Origin of the sequence: Paragemmobacter kunshanensis (genome assembly GCF_011059185.1) — a bacterium.
GTDB classification, from domain to species: domain Bacteria; phylum Pseudomonadota; class Alphaproteobacteria; order Rhodobacterales; family Rhodobacteraceae; genus Paragemmobacter; species Paragemmobacter kunshanensis.
On sequence record NZ_JAALFE010000010.1, the window covers coordinates 67,880 to 84,848 of the forward strand.

15 protein-coding genes are annotated in these 16,969 nt (G+C 68.3%); 10 read left to right on the plus strand and 5 right to left on the minus strand.

Annotation, left to right across the window (positions count from 1 at the left end):
• Nucleotides 1-29: 29 nt before the first annotated feature.
• The 5 genes from G5V65_RS11630 to G5V65_RS11650 form a co-directional block, all read right to left on the minus strand.
• Complete coding sequence (locus tag G5V65_RS11630) at nt 30-1,031, minus strand: molybdopterin-binding protein (RefSeq protein ID WP_165050204.1); 1,002 nt, start codon at nt 1,029-1,031, stop codon at nt 30-32.
• 2 nt (nt 1,032-1,033) lie between these two features.
• Nucleotides 1,034-2,035: an XdhC family protein gene (locus tag G5V65_RS11635; RefSeq protein ID WP_165050206.1), complete on the minus strand. Its 1,002-nt coding sequence runs from the start codon at nt 2,033-2,035 to the stop codon at nt 1,034-1,036.
• A 245-nt stretch (nt 2,036-2,280) separates the two neighbouring features.
• Complete coding sequence (locus G5V65_RS22105; RefSeq protein ID WP_206526779.1) at nt 2,281-4,437, minus strand: OmpA family protein; 2,157 nt, start codon at nt 4,435-4,437, stop codon at nt 2,281-2,283.
• A gap of 129 nt (nt 4,438-4,566) precedes the next feature.
• Nucleotides 4,567-5,823, minus strand: a complete 1,257-nt coding sequence (locus G5V65_RS11645; RefSeq protein WP_165050208.1) for a vWA domain-containing protein — start codon at nt 5,821-5,823, stop codon at nt 4,567-4,569.
• A 144-nt stretch (nt 5,824-5,967) separates the two neighbouring features.
• Nucleotides 5,968-6,882, minus strand: a complete 915-nt coding sequence (locus G5V65_RS11650; protein WP_165050210.1) for an AAA family ATPase — start codon at nt 6,880-6,882, stop codon at nt 5,968-5,970.
• Between the two features lie 131 nt (nt 6,883-7,013).
• On the opposite strand from G5V65_RS11650, the gene G5V65_RS11655 reads away from it, so the two are divergent.
• From G5V65_RS11655 to G5V65_RS11700, 10 genes are all read left to right on the plus strand, one after another.
• Nucleotides 7,014-8,024, plus strand: a complete 1,011-nt coding sequence (locus tag G5V65_RS11655; RefSeq protein WP_165050212.1) for a glycosyltransferase family 2 protein — start codon at nt 7,014-7,016, stop codon at nt 8,022-8,024.
• Nucleotides 8,025-8,222: 198 nt separating this feature from the next.
• Nucleotides 8,223-9,245, plus strand: coding sequence for a phosphoadenosine phosphosulfate reductase (locus G5V65_RS11660; RefSeq protein ID WP_165050214.1), 1,023 nt, complete (start codon nt 8,223-8,225; stop codon nt 9,243-9,245).
• A gap of 59 nt (nt 9,246-9,304) precedes the next feature.
• Nucleotides 9,305-10,345: a dihydroorotase gene (pyrC, locus tag G5V65_RS11665; protein ID WP_165050216.1), complete on the plus strand. Its 1,041-nt coding sequence runs from the start codon at nt 9,305-9,307 to the stop codon at nt 10,343-10,345.
• Nucleotides 10,346-10,471: 126 nt separating this feature from the next.
• The gene (locus G5V65_RS11670; RefSeq protein WP_165050218.1) at nt 10,472-11,152 is read left to right on the plus strand and encodes an orotate phosphoribosyltransferase; all 681 of its coding nucleotides are present in this window, start codon (nt 10,472-10,474) and stop codon (nt 11,150-11,152) included.
• A gap of 227 nt (nt 11,153-11,379) precedes the next feature.
• Nucleotides 11,380-12,882 carry a replicative DNA helicase gene (locus G5V65_RS11675; protein WP_165050220.1) on the plus strand — a complete coding sequence of 501 codons (1,503 nt, stop codon included), beginning with the start codon at nt 11,380-11,382 and terminating at the stop codon, nt 12,880-12,882.
• An 8-nt stretch (nt 12,883-12,890) separates the two neighbouring features.
• Entirely contained in the window at nt 12,891-13,679 is a 789-nt protein-coding gene (locus G5V65_RS11680) for an SDR family oxidoreductase (protein ID WP_165050222.1), read from the plus strand.
• A 239-nt stretch (nt 13,680-13,918) separates the two neighbouring features.
• The gene (gene alr / locus G5V65_RS11685; RefSeq protein ID WP_165050224.1) at nt 13,919-14,980 is read left to right on the plus strand and encodes an alanine racemase; all 1,062 of its coding nucleotides are present in this window, start codon (nt 13,919-13,921) and stop codon (nt 14,978-14,980) included.
• On the plus strand, nt 14,977-15,762 hold the full coding sequence (locus G5V65_RS11690) for an MlaE family ABC transporter permease (protein WP_165050226.1): 786 nt from the start codon (nt 14,977-14,979) through the stop codon (nt 15,760-15,762). The genes alr and G5V65_RS11690 overlap by 4 nt, the downstream gene beginning before the upstream one ends.
• Nucleotides 15,759-16,505: an ABC transporter ATP-binding protein gene (locus tag G5V65_RS11695; protein ID WP_165050229.1), complete on the plus strand. Its 747-nt coding sequence runs from the start codon at nt 15,759-15,761 to the stop codon at nt 16,503-16,505. The genes G5V65_RS11690 and G5V65_RS11695 overlap by 4 nt, the downstream gene beginning before the upstream one ends.
• Complete coding sequence (locus G5V65_RS11700) at nt 16,505-16,879, plus strand: hypothetical protein (RefSeq protein WP_165050231.1); 375 nt, start codon at nt 16,505-16,507, stop codon at nt 16,877-16,879. The genes G5V65_RS11695 and G5V65_RS11700 overlap by 1 nt, the downstream gene beginning before the upstream one ends.
• The last annotated feature ends 90 nt before the right edge of the window (nt 16,880-16,969 follow it).

Below are 16,969 nucleotides of genomic sequence, written 5' to 3' on the forward strand. Positions count from 1 at the left end.
GCCCCCTGATTTTTCGCATGAAAAATCGTCTAGGTCGGCTCGCGCAATTGCGGGCGCAGCGGGATCTCCTTCAACAGCCCGCCCACCCCCATCGCCGCAATGTCGGCATCCGTCACGGCAAGGCCGCAGGCCAGCCGTTCCAGCACCCAATCCGCCCCGTTCAGCGCGGGGCTGCGCGCACAGCCCGGCAGGCCGATCACCGGCCGCCCGCCCAGACGGCCATGGAACAGCAGATTGCCCGGATCGACCGGCATGCCGAAACGGGCCACCGTCCCGCCCGCCGCCCGCACCGCCGCCGGTCCCGTATCCATCAGGTCCGACGTGGCACTCCCCGTCAGCAGCAGCACCATCTCCCCCCCGGCCCGCCGCAGCGCCCCGGTCAGCGCCGCGCCCTCATGCGGCACGCTCTCCACCCCGGTCAATCGCATCCCCAGCGCGCGCAACCGCCCCTCGACGGCCCGCCGCCCCTTCGCCGCCACCTTCGCATCCAGCCCCGGCGCCTCGGTCATCACCAGCGAGGCCTCCCGCAGCACCACCGGCATCACCCGGATCGCCGCACGCGCCAGATCCCGCGCCCGGTCCAGCGCCGCCCGCTCCACCCCATAGGCGATGATCTTCACCGTCCCCACCAGCGTGCCCGCCGTCACCCGCTGCCAGGGTGGCAGCGTGGCCAGCGTGATGGCCGGATGCACCAGGTTCATCCGGTGGATCGCCGCCTCGTCCAGCGCCACGATCCCCGGCCCCATCGCATTCAGGTTCACCCGCCCGGTAAAGGCCGTCCCCGGCTGCACCCCCTGCCCCACCGGATCGGGCACCAGCGCCGCCGCCAGCTCCGCCGCGGCCATGTCCTCGGCCACATCGCCGGGGCCCATCCGCGCCACGGTGACATGGGTCAGCCCCTGCCCCCGCAGCGCCGCGATCTCGGCCGCGCCCAGGATCACGCCCTTCCGCAACCGCCCGCCCGGCACCGGCTCGGAATGCGCCAGCACCGCCCCCGCCGCCATCTCAAGCGCCACCTCCCCGAAGAACATCCTCAGCCCTTCCGCAGGCTCTGCGTGATCTGCGCCATGATCGACACCGCGATTTCGGCCGGGCTCTTCGCGCCGATATCCAGCCCGACAGGCGCATGAATGCGCGCGATGGCCGCCGCGTCAAAGCCCGCCGCCCCCAGCCGCTCCACCCGCTTGGCATGGGTGCGCGTCGATCCCAGGCAGCCCAGATAGAACACCTCCGACCGCAGCGCCGCCGCGATGGCCGGATCGTCCAGCTTGGCATCATGGGTCAGCGTCACGATGGCCGTGCGCGCATCCGGCGCCAGCGCCGCCAGCGCCTCGTCCGGCCAGTCATCCAGGATCCGCTCGCCCGGAAAACGCGCCTCCGATCCGAAGGCGGATCGCGGATCGACCAGCGTGCAGTCATAACCGCAAAGCCGCGCCATCTGCAAAAGCGGCTGCGCGATATGCACGGCCCCCACCACGATCAACCGCAGGGGCGGGTTGTGGATCGCGATGAAACGCCCGTCCTCCTCCATCCCCGACCGGTCCGCCCGGAACCGCGCCTCCAGCGCCGCCTCCTCGCCCCGCGCGATCAGCCGCCGCGACCAGTCGCCGGGATGCACCGCCATCGCCACCGCCCGCCGCGCCGCCCGCGCCGCCACCAGATCGGCCAGCATCGCCTCGGGCAGCGCCTCGGCGCCAGCCCCCACCGGCTCCACCAGCACCCGGATCGTCCCGCCGCAGGCCAGGCCCACCGCGAAGGCCGTCTCGTCGCTGACACCAAAGCTCAGCACCCGCGACCGCCGATCCTCCAGCGCCGCCAGCGCCTCGGTCACCACCGCGCCTTCCACACAGCCGCCCGAAACCGATCCCATGATCTCGCCCGTCCCCGAAATCGCAAGCTGGCTGCCCGCCTGACGTGGGGCCGATCCCCAGGTCTCGATCACCGTGGCCAGCGCCGCGCCGCGCCCCTCACGATGCCAGCGCAGGGCGATTTCGGGCAGGCTGTCATGTTCGGCGCGTCCGCTCGTCTCGGTCATCGGCTCCTCCATCGCGGGGATCATGCGCCGCAAGCCCGCCCCGCGCCACTGGCAAAAGGTGGCAGGCCGCGGGAAAGAAGAGATCAGCCCCCGGAAAACAAACGCGCCGTGGATCAGGGATCCACGGCGCGGGTGCAATGCCGAGCAGGGAGGAACGGCACGCGTCCGGGCGGAGCAAGGGAGGGAACCGCCCGATGCAGCCACCCTGCCCGCCCCGCCCGGGCCTTGCCTTGATTCAGGTCAACTCACCGCAATTCCGCACTGCGCAGAAGCGGCGTGATCACCCGCACGGCCACGCGGCGGTTCTGCCGCTCGGCCTCCTGCGTTTCGATCCGCAGGTCGGATTCGCCATATCCCTGCACCACCATGTTCTCCGGCGGCACATCGAAATACTCGGTCAGCGCCAGCGCCACGCTTTCCGCCCGCCGGTCCGACAGCGTCAGGTTCAGCGAGGCCGCCCCCACCGCATCGGTATGGCCCTCGATCAGGAAGATCTCGCCCGGATTCTCGGCGATCATCGACCGCATGAACCGCCCCAGCGAGGCCAGCGATTCCGCCTGTTCCGCCTTGATCGCCGCCGATCCCGTATCGAAGGTGATGTTGTTCACATCCACCGTCGCCGCCAGACGGCGCACCTGCGGGATGTCGCGGATCTGGCGCAGGCTGAAGGTCCGGCCCAGTTCCTCGGCATCCAGCGCGGCCATCCGCGCCCGAAGCAGCGCATCCTCTTCCGAACTCGACAGGCTGATCACCCGTCCGCGCGGCGCGGGCAGGCGGCTGACATCAATCCGCTCCTCGGGTTGCAGATCGTTGATCAGCACCACCTCGCGGCCCAGCGAATCATAGGTCGCGCGGCGCAGCACCCGCCCCGTCGCATCGCGGATCGTCACCACCTGCGTGCCATCCCCGCGTTCGACGATGGTCCGGGTCGATCCGTCGCGGAAGCTTTCGGTCCGCACCGTCGAACCGGGGCGGCGCAGCAGCGTGTCGTCATCCTTGTAGACGTAATAGTTGCCATCCCCGCGCCGCACGACCACCCGGTCGCCCGTGTTGGACACCACCTCGTCGCGATTGGCATTGATGATTGCCCCGACGGCCAGCGCCCCAAGGGCCACCAGCCCGAACTTCTGCAGATCCGTCAGCCCGCGATCATTGCCCGAGGCCGCCGCCGCCGCCGTCGCCAGCGAGGCCGATGCAGGGGCCGAGAAATCCTGCGCCGAAGACCGCGTGCTCTCTTCGGTGATCTCCTGCACCACCACATCGGTGGCATCGGGTGCCGGGGTTGCCTCGGTGGCCGTAGCCTCCGCCGCCGCCTCGGGAACAAGCGTCAGCGCCGCGCCGGGTTCCGCCACCGCGCCGCCCTCCGGCTGGGCCAGCAATTCGCTCAGGGTTTCCACGGCCTCGACGCTGGGCGCCTCGGGCGCGGCCGGATCGACCAGAATCGCCGGATCGGTCACGGCCTCCACCGCTTCCGCCACAGGCGCATCGGCCGTGGCCTCGACCGTCGCGCCCTCCTCTGCCGGGGCAGCCTCATCCCCGGGCGCGGCTTCCGCCGGGGCTTCCTCGGTCAGCGCCTCCTCGGCCGGGGCGTCCGCCGGGGCCTCTTCGGCGACAGTCGCCTCTGCCGGGGCCTCTTCCGCCGCCCCCGCTTCTGCGGGGCTTTCCTCGACGACAGCCTCTTCCGGCGCCACCTCGGTTGCGGGGGCCTCTTCGGGTGCGGCCTCTTCCGTCACGGCGCCCTCTTCGGCCTGGCCTTCCTCGACAGGCAGAGCCTCCACCGCTTCGCCACCCGCTTCATCCGGAACCGCAGCCTCAGCTTCCGCCGCAGCCGCAGCCTCTGCTTCCGCCTGCGCGGCTGCCGCAGCCTCTGCCTCGGCCTGGGCCTGCGCTTCTGCCGCTGCCGCAGCCTCCGCTTCTGCCTGGGCCTGCGCTTCAGCCGCCGCCGCAGCCTCTGCTTCCGCTGCAGCCGCTGCTTCGGCTTCTGCCTGCGCCTGCGCTTCCGCCGCCGCTGCAGCCTCGGCTTCCGCAGCCGCCGCGGCCTCCGCCTCAGCCTGGGCCTGCGCTTCCGCTGCCGCGGCGGCCTCTGCTTCTGCCTGTGCCTGGGCTTCCGCCTCTGCCGCTGCCGCGGCTTCCGCTGCTGCGGCGGCCTCTGCCTCGGCCTGTGCCTGCGCCTCTGCGGCGGCGGCGGCCTCTGCCTCGGCTTGCGCGGCGGCCTCGGCCGCCAATTGCTCCATCACGGCATTCATGTCGCAAGGCGCATCCGCCGTGCCTTCGCACAGGACGCGCCCGTCATCCGCGATGATGCTGCCCTCTGCCGTCAGGGTCTGGGCCATCAGCGGCAGCGGCGCGACCTGGGTCAGCGCCACCGACAGAGCCGTGGTCGAGATCAGGAACTTCTTCATCGGACATCCTTTCACATTCACGCGCATCACGTCTGCGCGGCTGGGGACAGATGATCGTCTTTGGCGCTGATATGCGATATCAAGCGCCGGTTTCCGCCCCGGATCGGCATGCCCTTGCCGAGTGCCGGGTCACTCCGCCCCGATCATCGCCATCAGCCGGGCCTTCTCGCCGCTGTCGCCTGCCTCGGAAATCGCGGCCCCCAGCGCCTCGATCGAGGCGATGGAATGGCCGGCGCGGAAACTGTCCACATGGGGCAGCATCGCGCGGATGCCCATGGCGCGCGGGGCGAAGCCCTCCCAGCGCAGAAGGGGGTTCAGCCAGATCAGCCGCCGGCAGGAGAGATGCAGCCGTTCCATTTCCGCGGCCAGCGCGCCGCTGTCATCCCGATCCAGCCCGTCGGTGATCAAAAGCACCACCGCCCCCTGCCCCAACACCCGGCGCGACCAGTCGCGATTGAAGGCGCGCAGGCAGGCCCCGATCCGCGTGCCGCCCGACCAGTCCTGCGCCTCGGCCCCCGCCGCCTTCAGCGCGGCATCCACATCGCGGTTCTTCAGGTGGCGCGTGATATTGGTCAGCCGCGTGCCGAATGTGAAGGCATGCACCCGCGCCCAGCCCTGGCCTTTCCGGTTGGCCACCGCATGGACGAAATGCAGCACCAGCCGGGAATACTGGCTCATCGACCCCGAAATGTCGCACAGCACCACAAGGTTCGGCCACCGCTCCCCCGGCGCGCGGCGCATCAGGCGCGTGACCTCGCCCCCCTGCCGCAGCGCCGCCCGCAGCGTGCGCCGCCCGTCGATGCGCCGCCCGGCCAGATCGGCCACCATCCGCCGCGTCACCAGCGGGCGCACCGGCAGGGCCAGCCGGGCCAGCATGCGCCTGGCCTCGGCCATTTCGGACATGCTCATCTGTTCGAAATCGAGCGTCTTCAGCCGCTCTTCATGCGACATGGTCGCCGTGGCGTCGATCTCGATCTCGGTCTCTTCCTCGCGCAAGGCGCCCTCGCGTTCGGGCAGGTCCACCTCCCGCCCGTCCAACAAAGCCTCTGCCGCCCGCTTCTCGGCGGCATCGGCCAGGCGCTCCTCCTGCACCCCGCGCAAGGCGGGCAAGAGCAGGGTCATCATCTGTTCAAGGAATTGCGGATCGCGCCAGTAGAGGCGGAAGACCTGCTCGAACACCGCGCGCTGTTCGGGGCGGCTGACGAAACAGGCATGCAGCGTCCAGAAGAAATCCACCTTCTCGGTGAAGCCTGCCGCCTCCACCGCCCTGATGGCGTCGATCACCCGCCCCGGCCCGATGGGCAGCCCCGCCCGCCGCAGCGCCCGCGCGAAATGCGCGATGTTATGCGCAAGCTTGCCGTCTTCAGGCAGCGCCGGATCCTGCATCCTCACGCCCCGCCATGACCGGGGCGGGGGGCACCCTGCCCCCCGCACCCCCCGCATCGCCTGACCCGCAGCGCCGCGTGGGACACCGGCGTTGCGAGGCGGGTATTTGGGCCAAGATGAAGGGGCGGGCTCATCCCGGATCCCTCATGTGAAGACGAGGCCCTTCTTCACCTCATCCAGCAGCCTCTTCGCCTCGGATCCCTGGATCTTCTGGATGTCGTCCTGATATTTCAGGATCGCGCCCAGCGTATCGGCGATCACCTCGGGCGACAGCTGGATCACATCCAGCGCCAGAAGGCATTTGCACCAGTCGATGGTTTCCGCCACGCCCGGCTTCTTGAACAGATCCTCCGACCGCAGGCGTTGCACGAAGGCCACCACCTCGCGGCTGAGCGCGGCCGAAGCCTCGGGCGCGCGGGCCTGCAGGATCTCCAGCTCGCGCTCGAAGCCGGGGTAATCCACCCAGTGATAGAGGCAGCGCCGCTTCAGCGCATCATGCACCTCGCGCGTGCGGTTGGAGGTGAGGATCACGAGGGGCGGTTCGGGGGCCTTGACCGTGCCGAGTTCCGGGATCGTCACCTGGAAATCCGAAAGCGCCTCCAGCAGGAAGGCCTCGAAGGGTTCGTCGGTGCGGTCCAGCTCGTCGATCAGCAGGACCGGCGCGCCGCCGGGCTGGGGCCGCATGGCCGCCAGCAGGGGCCGCTCGATCAGATACTCCTCGGTGAAAAGCTCGGCCTTCAGCGCGTCGCGATCCGCGCCGCCGCCCGCTTCGGCCGTGCGGATCGCGATCATCTGGGCCGCGAAGTTCCATTCGCAGACCGCCGATGCCGCATCCAGCCCCTCATGGCATTGCAGCCGGATCAGCCGCCGCCCCAGACCCGCCGCCAGGACCTTGGCGATCTCGGTCTTGCCGACCCCCGCCTCGCCCTCGAGGAACAGCGGCCGGCCCAGCCGCAGCGACAGGAAGACCACCGTCGCCAGCGCGCGCGAGGCGACATAGCCCTGCCCCGCCAGCAGCGTTCCGACCGCGTCGATGGATTGGGGCAATGCCTGCACCATGTCTTCCTTCCCTGCCAAGGCCCGCGCCATGCTTGGCCCTGCCCCTGTGGCGGGTCAAGCCGCCATGGCCGCGCATGCGACCAATGGAGGGGGGCGCTTGCAATGCCCGCCCCCCATGCTATCGCTGGGCCATGCGTGTGTTGGCGATCCTGACGGTGCGGAACGAAGGCAGCTTCCTTGTGGAATGGCTGGCCCATCACCGCGCGGCGGGCATTACCGATGTGCTGGCCTTCTCCAACGATTGCACCGACGGCACCGACCTCATGCTCGACCGGCTGGAGCAGATGGGCTGGCTGACCCATCTGCGCAATGACGGCCCGCATGAGAAGGGTCCGCAATGGCACGCGCTGAAGGCCGCCGCGGGGCATCCGCTGGTGAAGGCCGCCGACTGGATCCTCGTCCTCGACATCGACGAATTCGTGAACATCCATTGCGGCGACCGCACCATCCCCGCCCTTCTGCGCGCCCTGCCCGAGGCCGATGCCATCACCCTGACCTGGCGGATGTTCGGCAATGCGGGCGTGGTCCGGCTGACCGACGATCCGGTGACCGAAACCTTCACCCGCGCCGCGCCCGATCCACTGGAATGGCCCTGGCGCGCGGTGATGTTCAAGACGCTCTACCGCAATGACGGCCGTTTCGGCCAACCCGGCGTGCATCGCCCCAAGGGCCAGGTCACCGACCGCCAGCGCTGGCATGACAGCGCCGGTCGCCCGCTGCCAGGTGGGCCGCAGCGCATCTTCTCGCCCCTCGGCCTGCCGCATTACGGCCTGGCGCAACTGAACCACTATGCGCTGGGGTCGATGGAGGGCTATCTCGTCAAGGCAGACCGGGGCCGCGCCAATCGCGATGCCTCGGCCTTTGATCTGGGATACTGGGTGGACCGCAATCATTGCGGGGTCGAGGATCGCTCGATCCTCGACCTGCCCAGCGCCGACCTGCGGGCAGAGCTGATGGCCGATCCCCGGCTGTCCGAACTGCATCACAGGGCCTTCGCCTGGCGCCAGGCCCGCTTTGCCGACCTGATGCGCGAAGAGGGTTGGCGCGCCCTGTTCGGACGGCTGATGATGACGCCCCCCACCGCGCGCCTGACGGCCGCCGAGGCGCGGATGATCTGGACCCACGCCCTGCCCGGGCGCTGATCCGCCCCTCTGCCCGGCGCGGCAGGTGCGGCCCCCGACCCTGCCTCCCGGCATGCCTTGACAGTTGACCGGAAAAGCCGCGTTCCGCAAAACAAATGCCACAAACTTGCCGTTTGCCCCGGCTAGAAGCATCGGCAAAACACAGATCAAGGCTCGGGGAATCGCCCGGCCAGACCCGAGCAGAAGGGGCCGCCGCCCATGTCAGACCGCGCCGATGGCGACCTTGCCGATCCCGACCGCGACGATGCGGATCAGCCAGGGCAGGCCCGCCCCCAGGCCGTGCTGACGCGCGAGGAATGGTTCGCCCGGATCGAGGAGCTTTGCGCCGAAGAGGGCTATTTCGAACCGCTGGGCCGCAGGCATCATGCCTATTTCCACGACGATGGCCCGATCCTTCTGGTCACCTTCGAATCGCTGGACCAGATCCTGGCGCGTGACGGGCAGATGCCCTTTGGACATGACGTTGCCCTGGCCAATGGCTGGTCGCATCTGACGATCATCTGCGAAGGGGAAACCTGGTTCCGCGATCCGGCCGTCTGGGGCTATTTCGACCGCCTCGTCGACGAGGCCTTCTTCGAGGATTTCGACCGCGTCCTCTTCTATGGTGCCGGGGCCGGCGGCTATGCCGCCTGCGCCTTTTGCGTCTGTGCCCCCGGCTCCTCGGTCCTCGCGATCAGTCCGCGCGCGACGCTCGATCCTGCCGTCGCGGGCTGGGATCACCGCAACCCTGCCCTGCGTCGGCTCGATTTCACCACCCGCTACGGCTATGCCCCCGACATGACGGAAGGGGCCAGCCGTGTCTTCGTGGTCTACGATCCCCTGATGGCCGAGAATGCCATGCATGCCGCGCTGTTCCGCGCACCCTGGGTGACGGCGCTGCCCACCCGCCATTTCGGCGACACGATCGAGAACACCATCCGCATCATGGGCCTGCTGCCTGCCCTGCTGACGGCAGCCTGCGAGAACCGGCTCGACACGCTGACCTTTGCGCGCATCTGGCGCGCCCGCCGCCGCTATGCCCCCTATCTGCGCGCCATCCTGCGCAAGGTCGATCAGGCCCAGCGCCCGAAACTGGCGCTGATGATCTGCCGCTCGGCCGTGCAGCGCCAGGCGGGGCCGCGCTTCCGCCGCAGGCTGCAGGATCTCGAAGCCCATCTCGGCCTGCCCCCCAGCGCCCCCCGGGCCGACGGGGAGGCCACCCCTGATCGCGACGGCGACTGACCCGCCCGCCGCACCAATCGGCACTGGAAAGCGCGGGCAAGTTGCGCTAGGCGCAGGGCATGACCCAGAGCCTGACCCTCCGCCGCCCCGATGACTGGCATCTCCATCTGCGCGATGGGGCCATGCTCAAGGGCGTGCTGCCCGAAACCGCGCGCCATTTCGCCCGCGCGATCATCATGCCCAACCTCGTGCCGCCGGTGGTGACGGGCGATCAGGCCGCCGCCTATCGCGACCGCATCCTCGCGGCCCTGCCCGAAGGCATGACTTTCGAGCCGCTGATGACGCTCTATCTGACCGAAACCACCGATCCCGAGGACGTGGCCGCCGCCCATGCTTCCGGCCTCGTCAAGGCGGTCAAGCTCTACCCGGCAGGTGCCACGACCAATTCCCATGGCGGCGTGCGCGATCTCGGGAAAGTCACCGCCGTGCTGGAGCGCATGGCCGAAATCGGGCTTCCGCTCTGCGTCCATGGCGAGGTGACCACGCCCGAAGTCGACATCTTCGACCGCGAGGCCGTCTTCATCGACACCGTCCTCGATCCCCTGCGCCGCCGCATCCCCGGCCTGCGCGTGGTGATGGAACACATCACCACCGAGGAAGGCGTGGCCTATGCCCGTGCCGGGGGCGAAACGCTGGGGGCCACCATCACCACCCATCACCTGATCATCAACCGCAACCACATCCTGGTGGGCGGGATCAAGCCGCATTACTACTGCCTGCCCGTGGCCAAGCGCGAGAAGCATCGCCTCGCCCTGCGCGCCGCCGCCACCAGCGGCGACGGGCGCTTCTTCCTCGGCACCGACAGCGCCCCACATGTCGATGCATTGAAGGAACATGCCTGCGGCTGTGCGGGTTGCTTCACCGCGACGAACACGATGCAGCTCCTTGCCCATGTCTTCGAAGAGGACGGCGCGCTCGACCGGCTGGAAGCCTTCAGCAGCCTGAACGGCCCCCGCTTCTATGGCCTTCCCCCGAACGAGGACCGCCTCACCCTCACCCGGGGCGCCCCCGCCCAATGGCCTGCCAAGATCTTCACCGAGGCAGGCCCCGTCACCGTCTTCGACCCGGGCTTTCCCGTCCACTGGCACGTCGAGGCCTGAACCGCGGAAAATTTTCCTGAAAATTTTCCGCCCCCCCGTTCCGAAGAATTTTTGGCAAAAATTCTTCGGTCTTGTCCCGAAAATCTTTCACTGAAAGATTTTCGGGCCTGCCGACAGGAGTTGACCATGATCCCGACCGCCTTCCCGCCGAAAGAGGAAATCGCCCGCCTGACCGCGCGGGCACTGCTGGAAATCAAGGCCGTCCATTTCAATGCCGAAACGCCCTTCACACTGGCCTCCGGCCTGCCCTCGCCCACCTATATCGACTGCCGCAAGCTGATCAGCTATCCGCGCATCCGTTCCACGCTGATGGATTTCCTGACCGTGACGGTGATGCGCGATGCCGGCTTCGAGGCCTTTGACAACATCGCCGGCGGGGAAACCGCCGGCATTCCCTTCGCCGCGCTGGTCGCCGAACGCATGGCGCTGCCGATGACCTATGTCCGCAAGAAGCCCAAGGGCTATGGCCGCAACGCCCGCATCGAAGGCGCGATGACCGAAGGCCAGCGCGTCCTTCTGGTCGAAGACCTCACCACCGATGGCGGTTCCAAACTGTCCTTCGTCGATGCAATCCGCGAGACGGGCGCAACCTGCGCCCATACCGCGGTCATCTTCTACTATGGCATCTTCCCGGAAACGACCCGGCGCCTTGCCGATCATGGCGTCGCGCTGCATCATCTGTGCACCTGGTGGGACGTTCTGGCCGAGGCGCGCGCCTCTGCGGCCTTCGATGCCGCCACCCTGGCCGAGGTCGAAAGCTTCCTGCACGATCCCCGCGCCTGGCAGGCGGCCCGCCAGGCGAAGTGACCGAAGTTTCCTGTGGGCGGCCCTGTGGATGCTTTGTGGGGGAATCGCCCGCCTTTGCGCGGATCCCGCCCCGTCCTGGTGTCCGCCGCGACAGGCAAGGCAAGATATGGTAGAATGCCCCCCTGATATCCGAGTCGGGCTGGCGTTTTCCACAGGGTTGTTCCCGCCTGTTCCACCGGATGAAAACGGGGCAGAGACGACCCCGGCAGTCCCGACCCGAGGCAGAGATGAACGAAATCGCCACCCTGCGCCCCAACCTTCCCGCCGCCCCGCAGGCGGAGGAAGAGGTTCTGCCCCAGAATGTCGAGGCCGAACAGCAACTGCTGGGCGCGATCCTGACCAACAATGATGTCTATGACCGCATCGCCAGCCTCGTGAAGGCCGAGCATTTCTTCGATCCCGTCCATCAGCGCATCTTCGAGAAGGCCGCCGCCCGCATCCAGAAGAATGCGCTCGCCTCTCCCGTCACCCTCAAACCCTTCTTCGAGGATGACGACGGGCTGAAGGAACTCGGCGGCCCGGCCTATCTGGTCCGCCTGGCAGGCGCCGCGATCTCGTCCTTCGCCGCGCGCGACTATGCGCAGATGATCTATGATCTCGCCGTACGGCGCGAACTCATCACGCTTGGCCGCGACATCGCCGCCCGGGCGGCCAAGGTCGATGTCGTCTCCGAACCCCGCGAACAGATCACCGAGGCCGAACAGCAGCTTTACAAGCTGGGGGAACAGGGCGTGGCCCAGCGCGGCTTCGTCTCCTTCCTGCGTGCCACGACCGAGGCGGTGAACTCCGCCAACGCCGCATATCAGCGCGGCGGCGGCCTTGCGGGCATCTCCACCGGCCTTGTCGACCTCGACCGCAAGCTCGGCGGCCTCCACCCCTCCGACCTTCTCATACTCGCAGGCCGCCCCTCGATGGGCAAAACCTCGCTCGCCACCAACATCGCCTTCAACATCGCCAAGGCCTATCGCCGCGGCCGCACCCATGACGGCGGCGAAGGCGCGGTCGAAGGCGGCGTGGTGGGCTTCTTCTCGCTCGAGATGAGCAGCGAACAGCTTGCCGCCCGGATCCTGTCCGAGGCCTCGGAAGTGCCCTCCGAACAGATCCGCCGCGGCGACATGACCGAAACCGAATTCCGCCGCTTCGTCGAGGCAGCGAAGTCCCTCGAATCCTGCCCGCTCTATATCGACGACACGCCCGCCCTGCCGATCAGCCAGGTCGCCGCCCGCGCCCGCAGGCTCAAGCGGACCCATGGCCTCGACGTGCTGATGGTCGACTATCTTCAGCTTCTGAAGGGCTCCTCCAAGGGCGAATCGAACCGCGTGCAGGAAGTCTCGGAAATCACCCAAGGGCTGAAGGCCATCGCCAAGGAACTCAACATCCCCGTCGTGGCCCTGTCACAGCTGTCGCGGACCGTGGAATCCCGCGATGACAAGCGCCCGCAACTGTCAGACCTGCGCGAATCCGGCTCCATCGAACAGGATGCCGACGTCGTCATGTTCGTCTATCGCGACGAATACTATCACGAACGCCTCAAGCCGCCGGAGGACGATCCGCGCTTTGCCGAATGGTTCGAAAAGATGAACCGCGTTCATGGCAAGGCCGAGGTGATCATCGGCAAGCAGCGCCATGGTCCCATCGGCACCGTCGAACTCAGCTTCGAGGGTCGCTTCACCCGCTTCGGCAACCTCGCCCAGCCCTGGCAGGGCGATGGCGACGGCGGCGGATACTGAGCCCCGCCATGGACCTGCTTCTCAAGGACAAAGTCGTCATCGTCACCGGCGGCGGACAGGGGATCGGCGGCGCGATCAGCCGCCGCCTGGCCGAGGAAGGCGCCATCCCCGTCATCCTGGCCCGCCGCCCGCCCGATCCGGCCTTCCTGGCCGATCTCGCCGCACTGCACCCGAAGGCGGGCTTCGTGCAGGTGGACCTGTCGATGGATGCCGAAATCCGCCGCGCGGTGGATACGGTCCATGCCCGCTGGGGGCAGGTCTGGGGCCTTGTGAACAACGCAGGCACCAATGACGGCGTAGACCTGAACGCAGGCCCCGACGCCTTCCGCGCCTCGCTCGACCAGAACCTGATCCATTACTACACCCTCACCCACCTCCTGCAGGACGATCTCAAGGCCCAGCAGGGCGCCATCGTGAACATCTCCTCCAAGACCGGGGTCACCGGCCAGGGCTCCACCTCGGCTTACGTCGCCGCCAAGGCCGCGCAACTGGGCCTCACCCGCGAATGGGCCGCAGCCTTCGCCCCCCATGGCGTGCGCGTCAACGCGGTGATCCCGGCCGAAGTCCTGACGCCGATGTATGACGCCTGGCTCGACACCTTCCCCGACCGCGCCGAAAAACTGGCCGAAATCACCCGCCGCATCCCGCTTGGCCAGCGCATGACGCTCGATACCGAAATGGCCGATACCGTGGTCTTCACCCTCTCGCCCCGCGCGGGCCACACCACCGGCCAATGGCTCTTCGTCGATGGCGGCTATGTCCATCTCGACCGCGCCATGGCGGGCCTGCGCGACTGACGCGCCTTCCCCTTCATCTTGGCAACAAATACCCTCCAGGGGTGAATGGCCGGGCGCGCAGCGCCCGGACAGAGGGGACGGAACGTCCCCTGACGACGGAGCCGTAGCGCGGCACGCGCGGAGGCGACAGGAAAGGCTTGCGCGAAGCGCGCCGCAAGATCACGCCTCGCCACCCCGTGATGCCCTGCCGCCAGAATTCCCTTGACCGCAGCCCCGCCCCTGCCGAAAACCCCCGCACCATGGCCACAGCTACCCTCACCATCGACCTCGACGCCATCGCCGCCAACTGGCGCGCGCTGGACCGTCTTTCCACCCCCGTCGTGCAGACCGCCGCCGTCGTCAAGGCCGATGCCTATGGCCTCGGGATCGACCGTGTCGCCCCGGCGCTGGCCCGCGCGGGCGCGCGGCGCTTCTTCACCGCCGTCGCGGAAGAAGGCGCCAGATTGCGCCAAATCCTCGGCCCCGGCCCCCAGATCGGCATCCTCGGCGGCCATATGGCGGGCGATACCGAGATGATCCACGATCTCGACCTGACACCGATGCTGAACTCGCTCCAGCAGGTCACGCGGCACCTCGAATCCCTGCCCGGCCACCCCTTCGGCATCCAGCTTGACACCGGCATGAACCGGCTCGGCATGGAAGAGGCCGAATGGCGCGCCATCGCCCCCATCGTGCTGGAGGCGGGCCCCGTCTTCCTGATGTCCCATCTCGCCTGCGCCGATGAGCCCGACAACCCGATGAACGCGGCCCAACTGGCGCAGTTCCATCACATGACCGACGGGCTCGGCATCCCGCGCAGCTTCGCCGCCACCGGCGGCATCCTGCTTGGCCCCGACTACCATTTCGATCTCACCCGCCCCGGCATCGGCCTCTATGGCGGCCAGCCCTTCGATGCGGCCCAACCCGTCGTCACCCTGTCCCTGCCCGTCATCCAGACGCGCGATGTGGCAAAGGGCGAAACCGTGGGCTATGCCAATGCCTGGACGGCCGACCGCGCGACGACCGTCGCCACCCTCTCGGCCGGCTATGCCGATGGCCTGCCGCGCACGCTCTCGAACAAGGTCCGGCTCTGGGATGGCGACACGCCCGTCCCCCTGATCGGCCGCGTCTCGATGGACCTGATCACCGCCGATATCGGCCACCTTTCCGAAATCCCGCGCAGCCTCGATATCCTCGGCCCGCATCAGGGCGTCGATGACCTCGCCGCCATCGCGGGCACCATCGGATACGAGATCCTCACCGCGCTCGGCCCGCGCTATGCGCGCCGCCATGTCACCCGGCAGACCGGGGGGCAGGCATGACCGCCCTCACCGCGCCCCTTGCCGCGCTTGGGCGGCCCGTGCTGGCCGCCCTCGCCGCCATCGGGCGCGTCACGCTCTTTGCCGCCGCCGTCATCGGCCATATCTTCCGCCCACCCTTCTACCCGCGCGAATTCCTGCATGCGCTGATGCAGATCGGCTGGTTCTCGCTCCCCGTCGTGGGCCTCACCGCCGTCTTCACCGGCGGCGCGCTGGCGCTGCAGATCTATTCCGGCGGCGCCAGGTTCAACGCCGAGTCGGTGGTCCCCTCCATCGTCGCCATCGGCATGGTGCGCGAACTCGGCCCCGTCTTGGGCGGCCTCATGGTCGCCGCCCGCGTCGCCTCTTCCATCGCGGCGGAAATCGGCACGATGAAGGTCACCGAACAGATCGACGCGCTGGTCACCCTCTCCACCAACCCGATCAAATACCTCGCCGTCCCGCGCGTCCTCGCCGCCACCTTGGCCGTCCCCGTCCTCGTCGCCGTGGGCGACGCCATCGGCATCGCGGGCGGCTGGCTCGTGGGGGTGAACCGCCTCGGCTTCAACTCCGGCACCTATCTGCAGAACACGGTGGATTTCCTGGAAAGCTGGGATGTCATCTCGGGCCTCTGGAAAGGCGCCGCCTTCGGCTTCATTGTGGCCATCATGGGCTGCTACCACGGCATGCATTCCGGCCGCGGCGCGCAGGGCGTGGGGGCCGCGACCAAATCCGCCGTGGTGGGCGCATCCGTCCTGATCCTCGCTGCCAATTACATCCTCACCGAACTGTTCTTCTCCGCATGATCACCCTCTCCGCCGTCACCAAGACCTTCGGCAAGAACCGCGTCCTGCGCGGGGTGGATCTGACCATCCCCTCGGGGCAAAGCATGGTGATCATCGGCGGCTCCGGCACCGGGAAATCGGTGCTGCTCAAATGCATCCTCGGCCTTGTGCAGCATGATACCGGCACCATCACGCTGGATGGGCAGGACGTGACGAAAGCCGACCGCGACGCCTTCCTCGCCCGCTTCGGCATGCTCTTCCAGGGCGGCGCACTGTTCGACAGCCTCCGCGTCTGGGAAAACGTGGCCTTCCGCCTGATGCGTGGCCCCACCAAGCGCCCCAAGGCCGAGGCGCGCGAGATCGCCATCGAGAAACTCCGCCGCGTCGGCCTCAAGCCAGAGGTCGCCGACCTCTTCCCCGCCGAGCTTTCGGGCGGCATGCAGAAACGCGTGGGCCTTGCCCGCGCCATCGCGGCAAGCCCTGAAATCATCTTCTTCGACGAACCCACCACCGGGCTTGACCCGATCATGGCCGGCGTCATCAATGACCTGATCCGCGAGATCGTGACAGAGATGGGCGCCACCGCCATGACCATCACCCATGACATGACCTCGGTCCGCGCCATCGCCGACCGCGTGGCCATGCTGCATGACGGCGTGATCCAGTGGACCGGCCCCATCGCCGATCTGGAAACCACCCCCGATCCCTTCGTCCAGCAATTCATCCACGGCCGCGCGACCGGCCCCATCGCCGCCGTGCGCTGATGGATGCCTGGATCCAGAACGCGCTCGCCCTGCTCTCCGGCTCCGGCATCGTGCGCGCCCTCGTGGCCGCCATTCCCGTCACCATCGCCGTTGCCGCCCTCGCAGGCTGGCGCCAGAGGGTCGAAGGCGCGGGCCTTCTGGCCCTGGCGGCCTGCGCCTTCTGCCTCTGGCTGATCCTGCCCTGGCATCCCGCCTATCTGGAACTGCATCAGGCCAGCCTGATCCTCTCCATCCTCTGCTGGCTCTGGCTGGTCTGGGCCTGGGCGCGGCATGTGCTGGGCGAATGGCCCGCGCCGATCTGGGGCCACTGGATCGTGGGAACCCTGCTCTGGATCCTGCCCGTCTGCGCGATCCTCGTGCTGGTCCTCGGCTGACTGTTTCCGCATTCGAAACAATCCCGCCCGCCACCCGCCACTGTCGCACCAGAACCCGGAACCATCGAAAAACATTTGCCGAATCTGCCC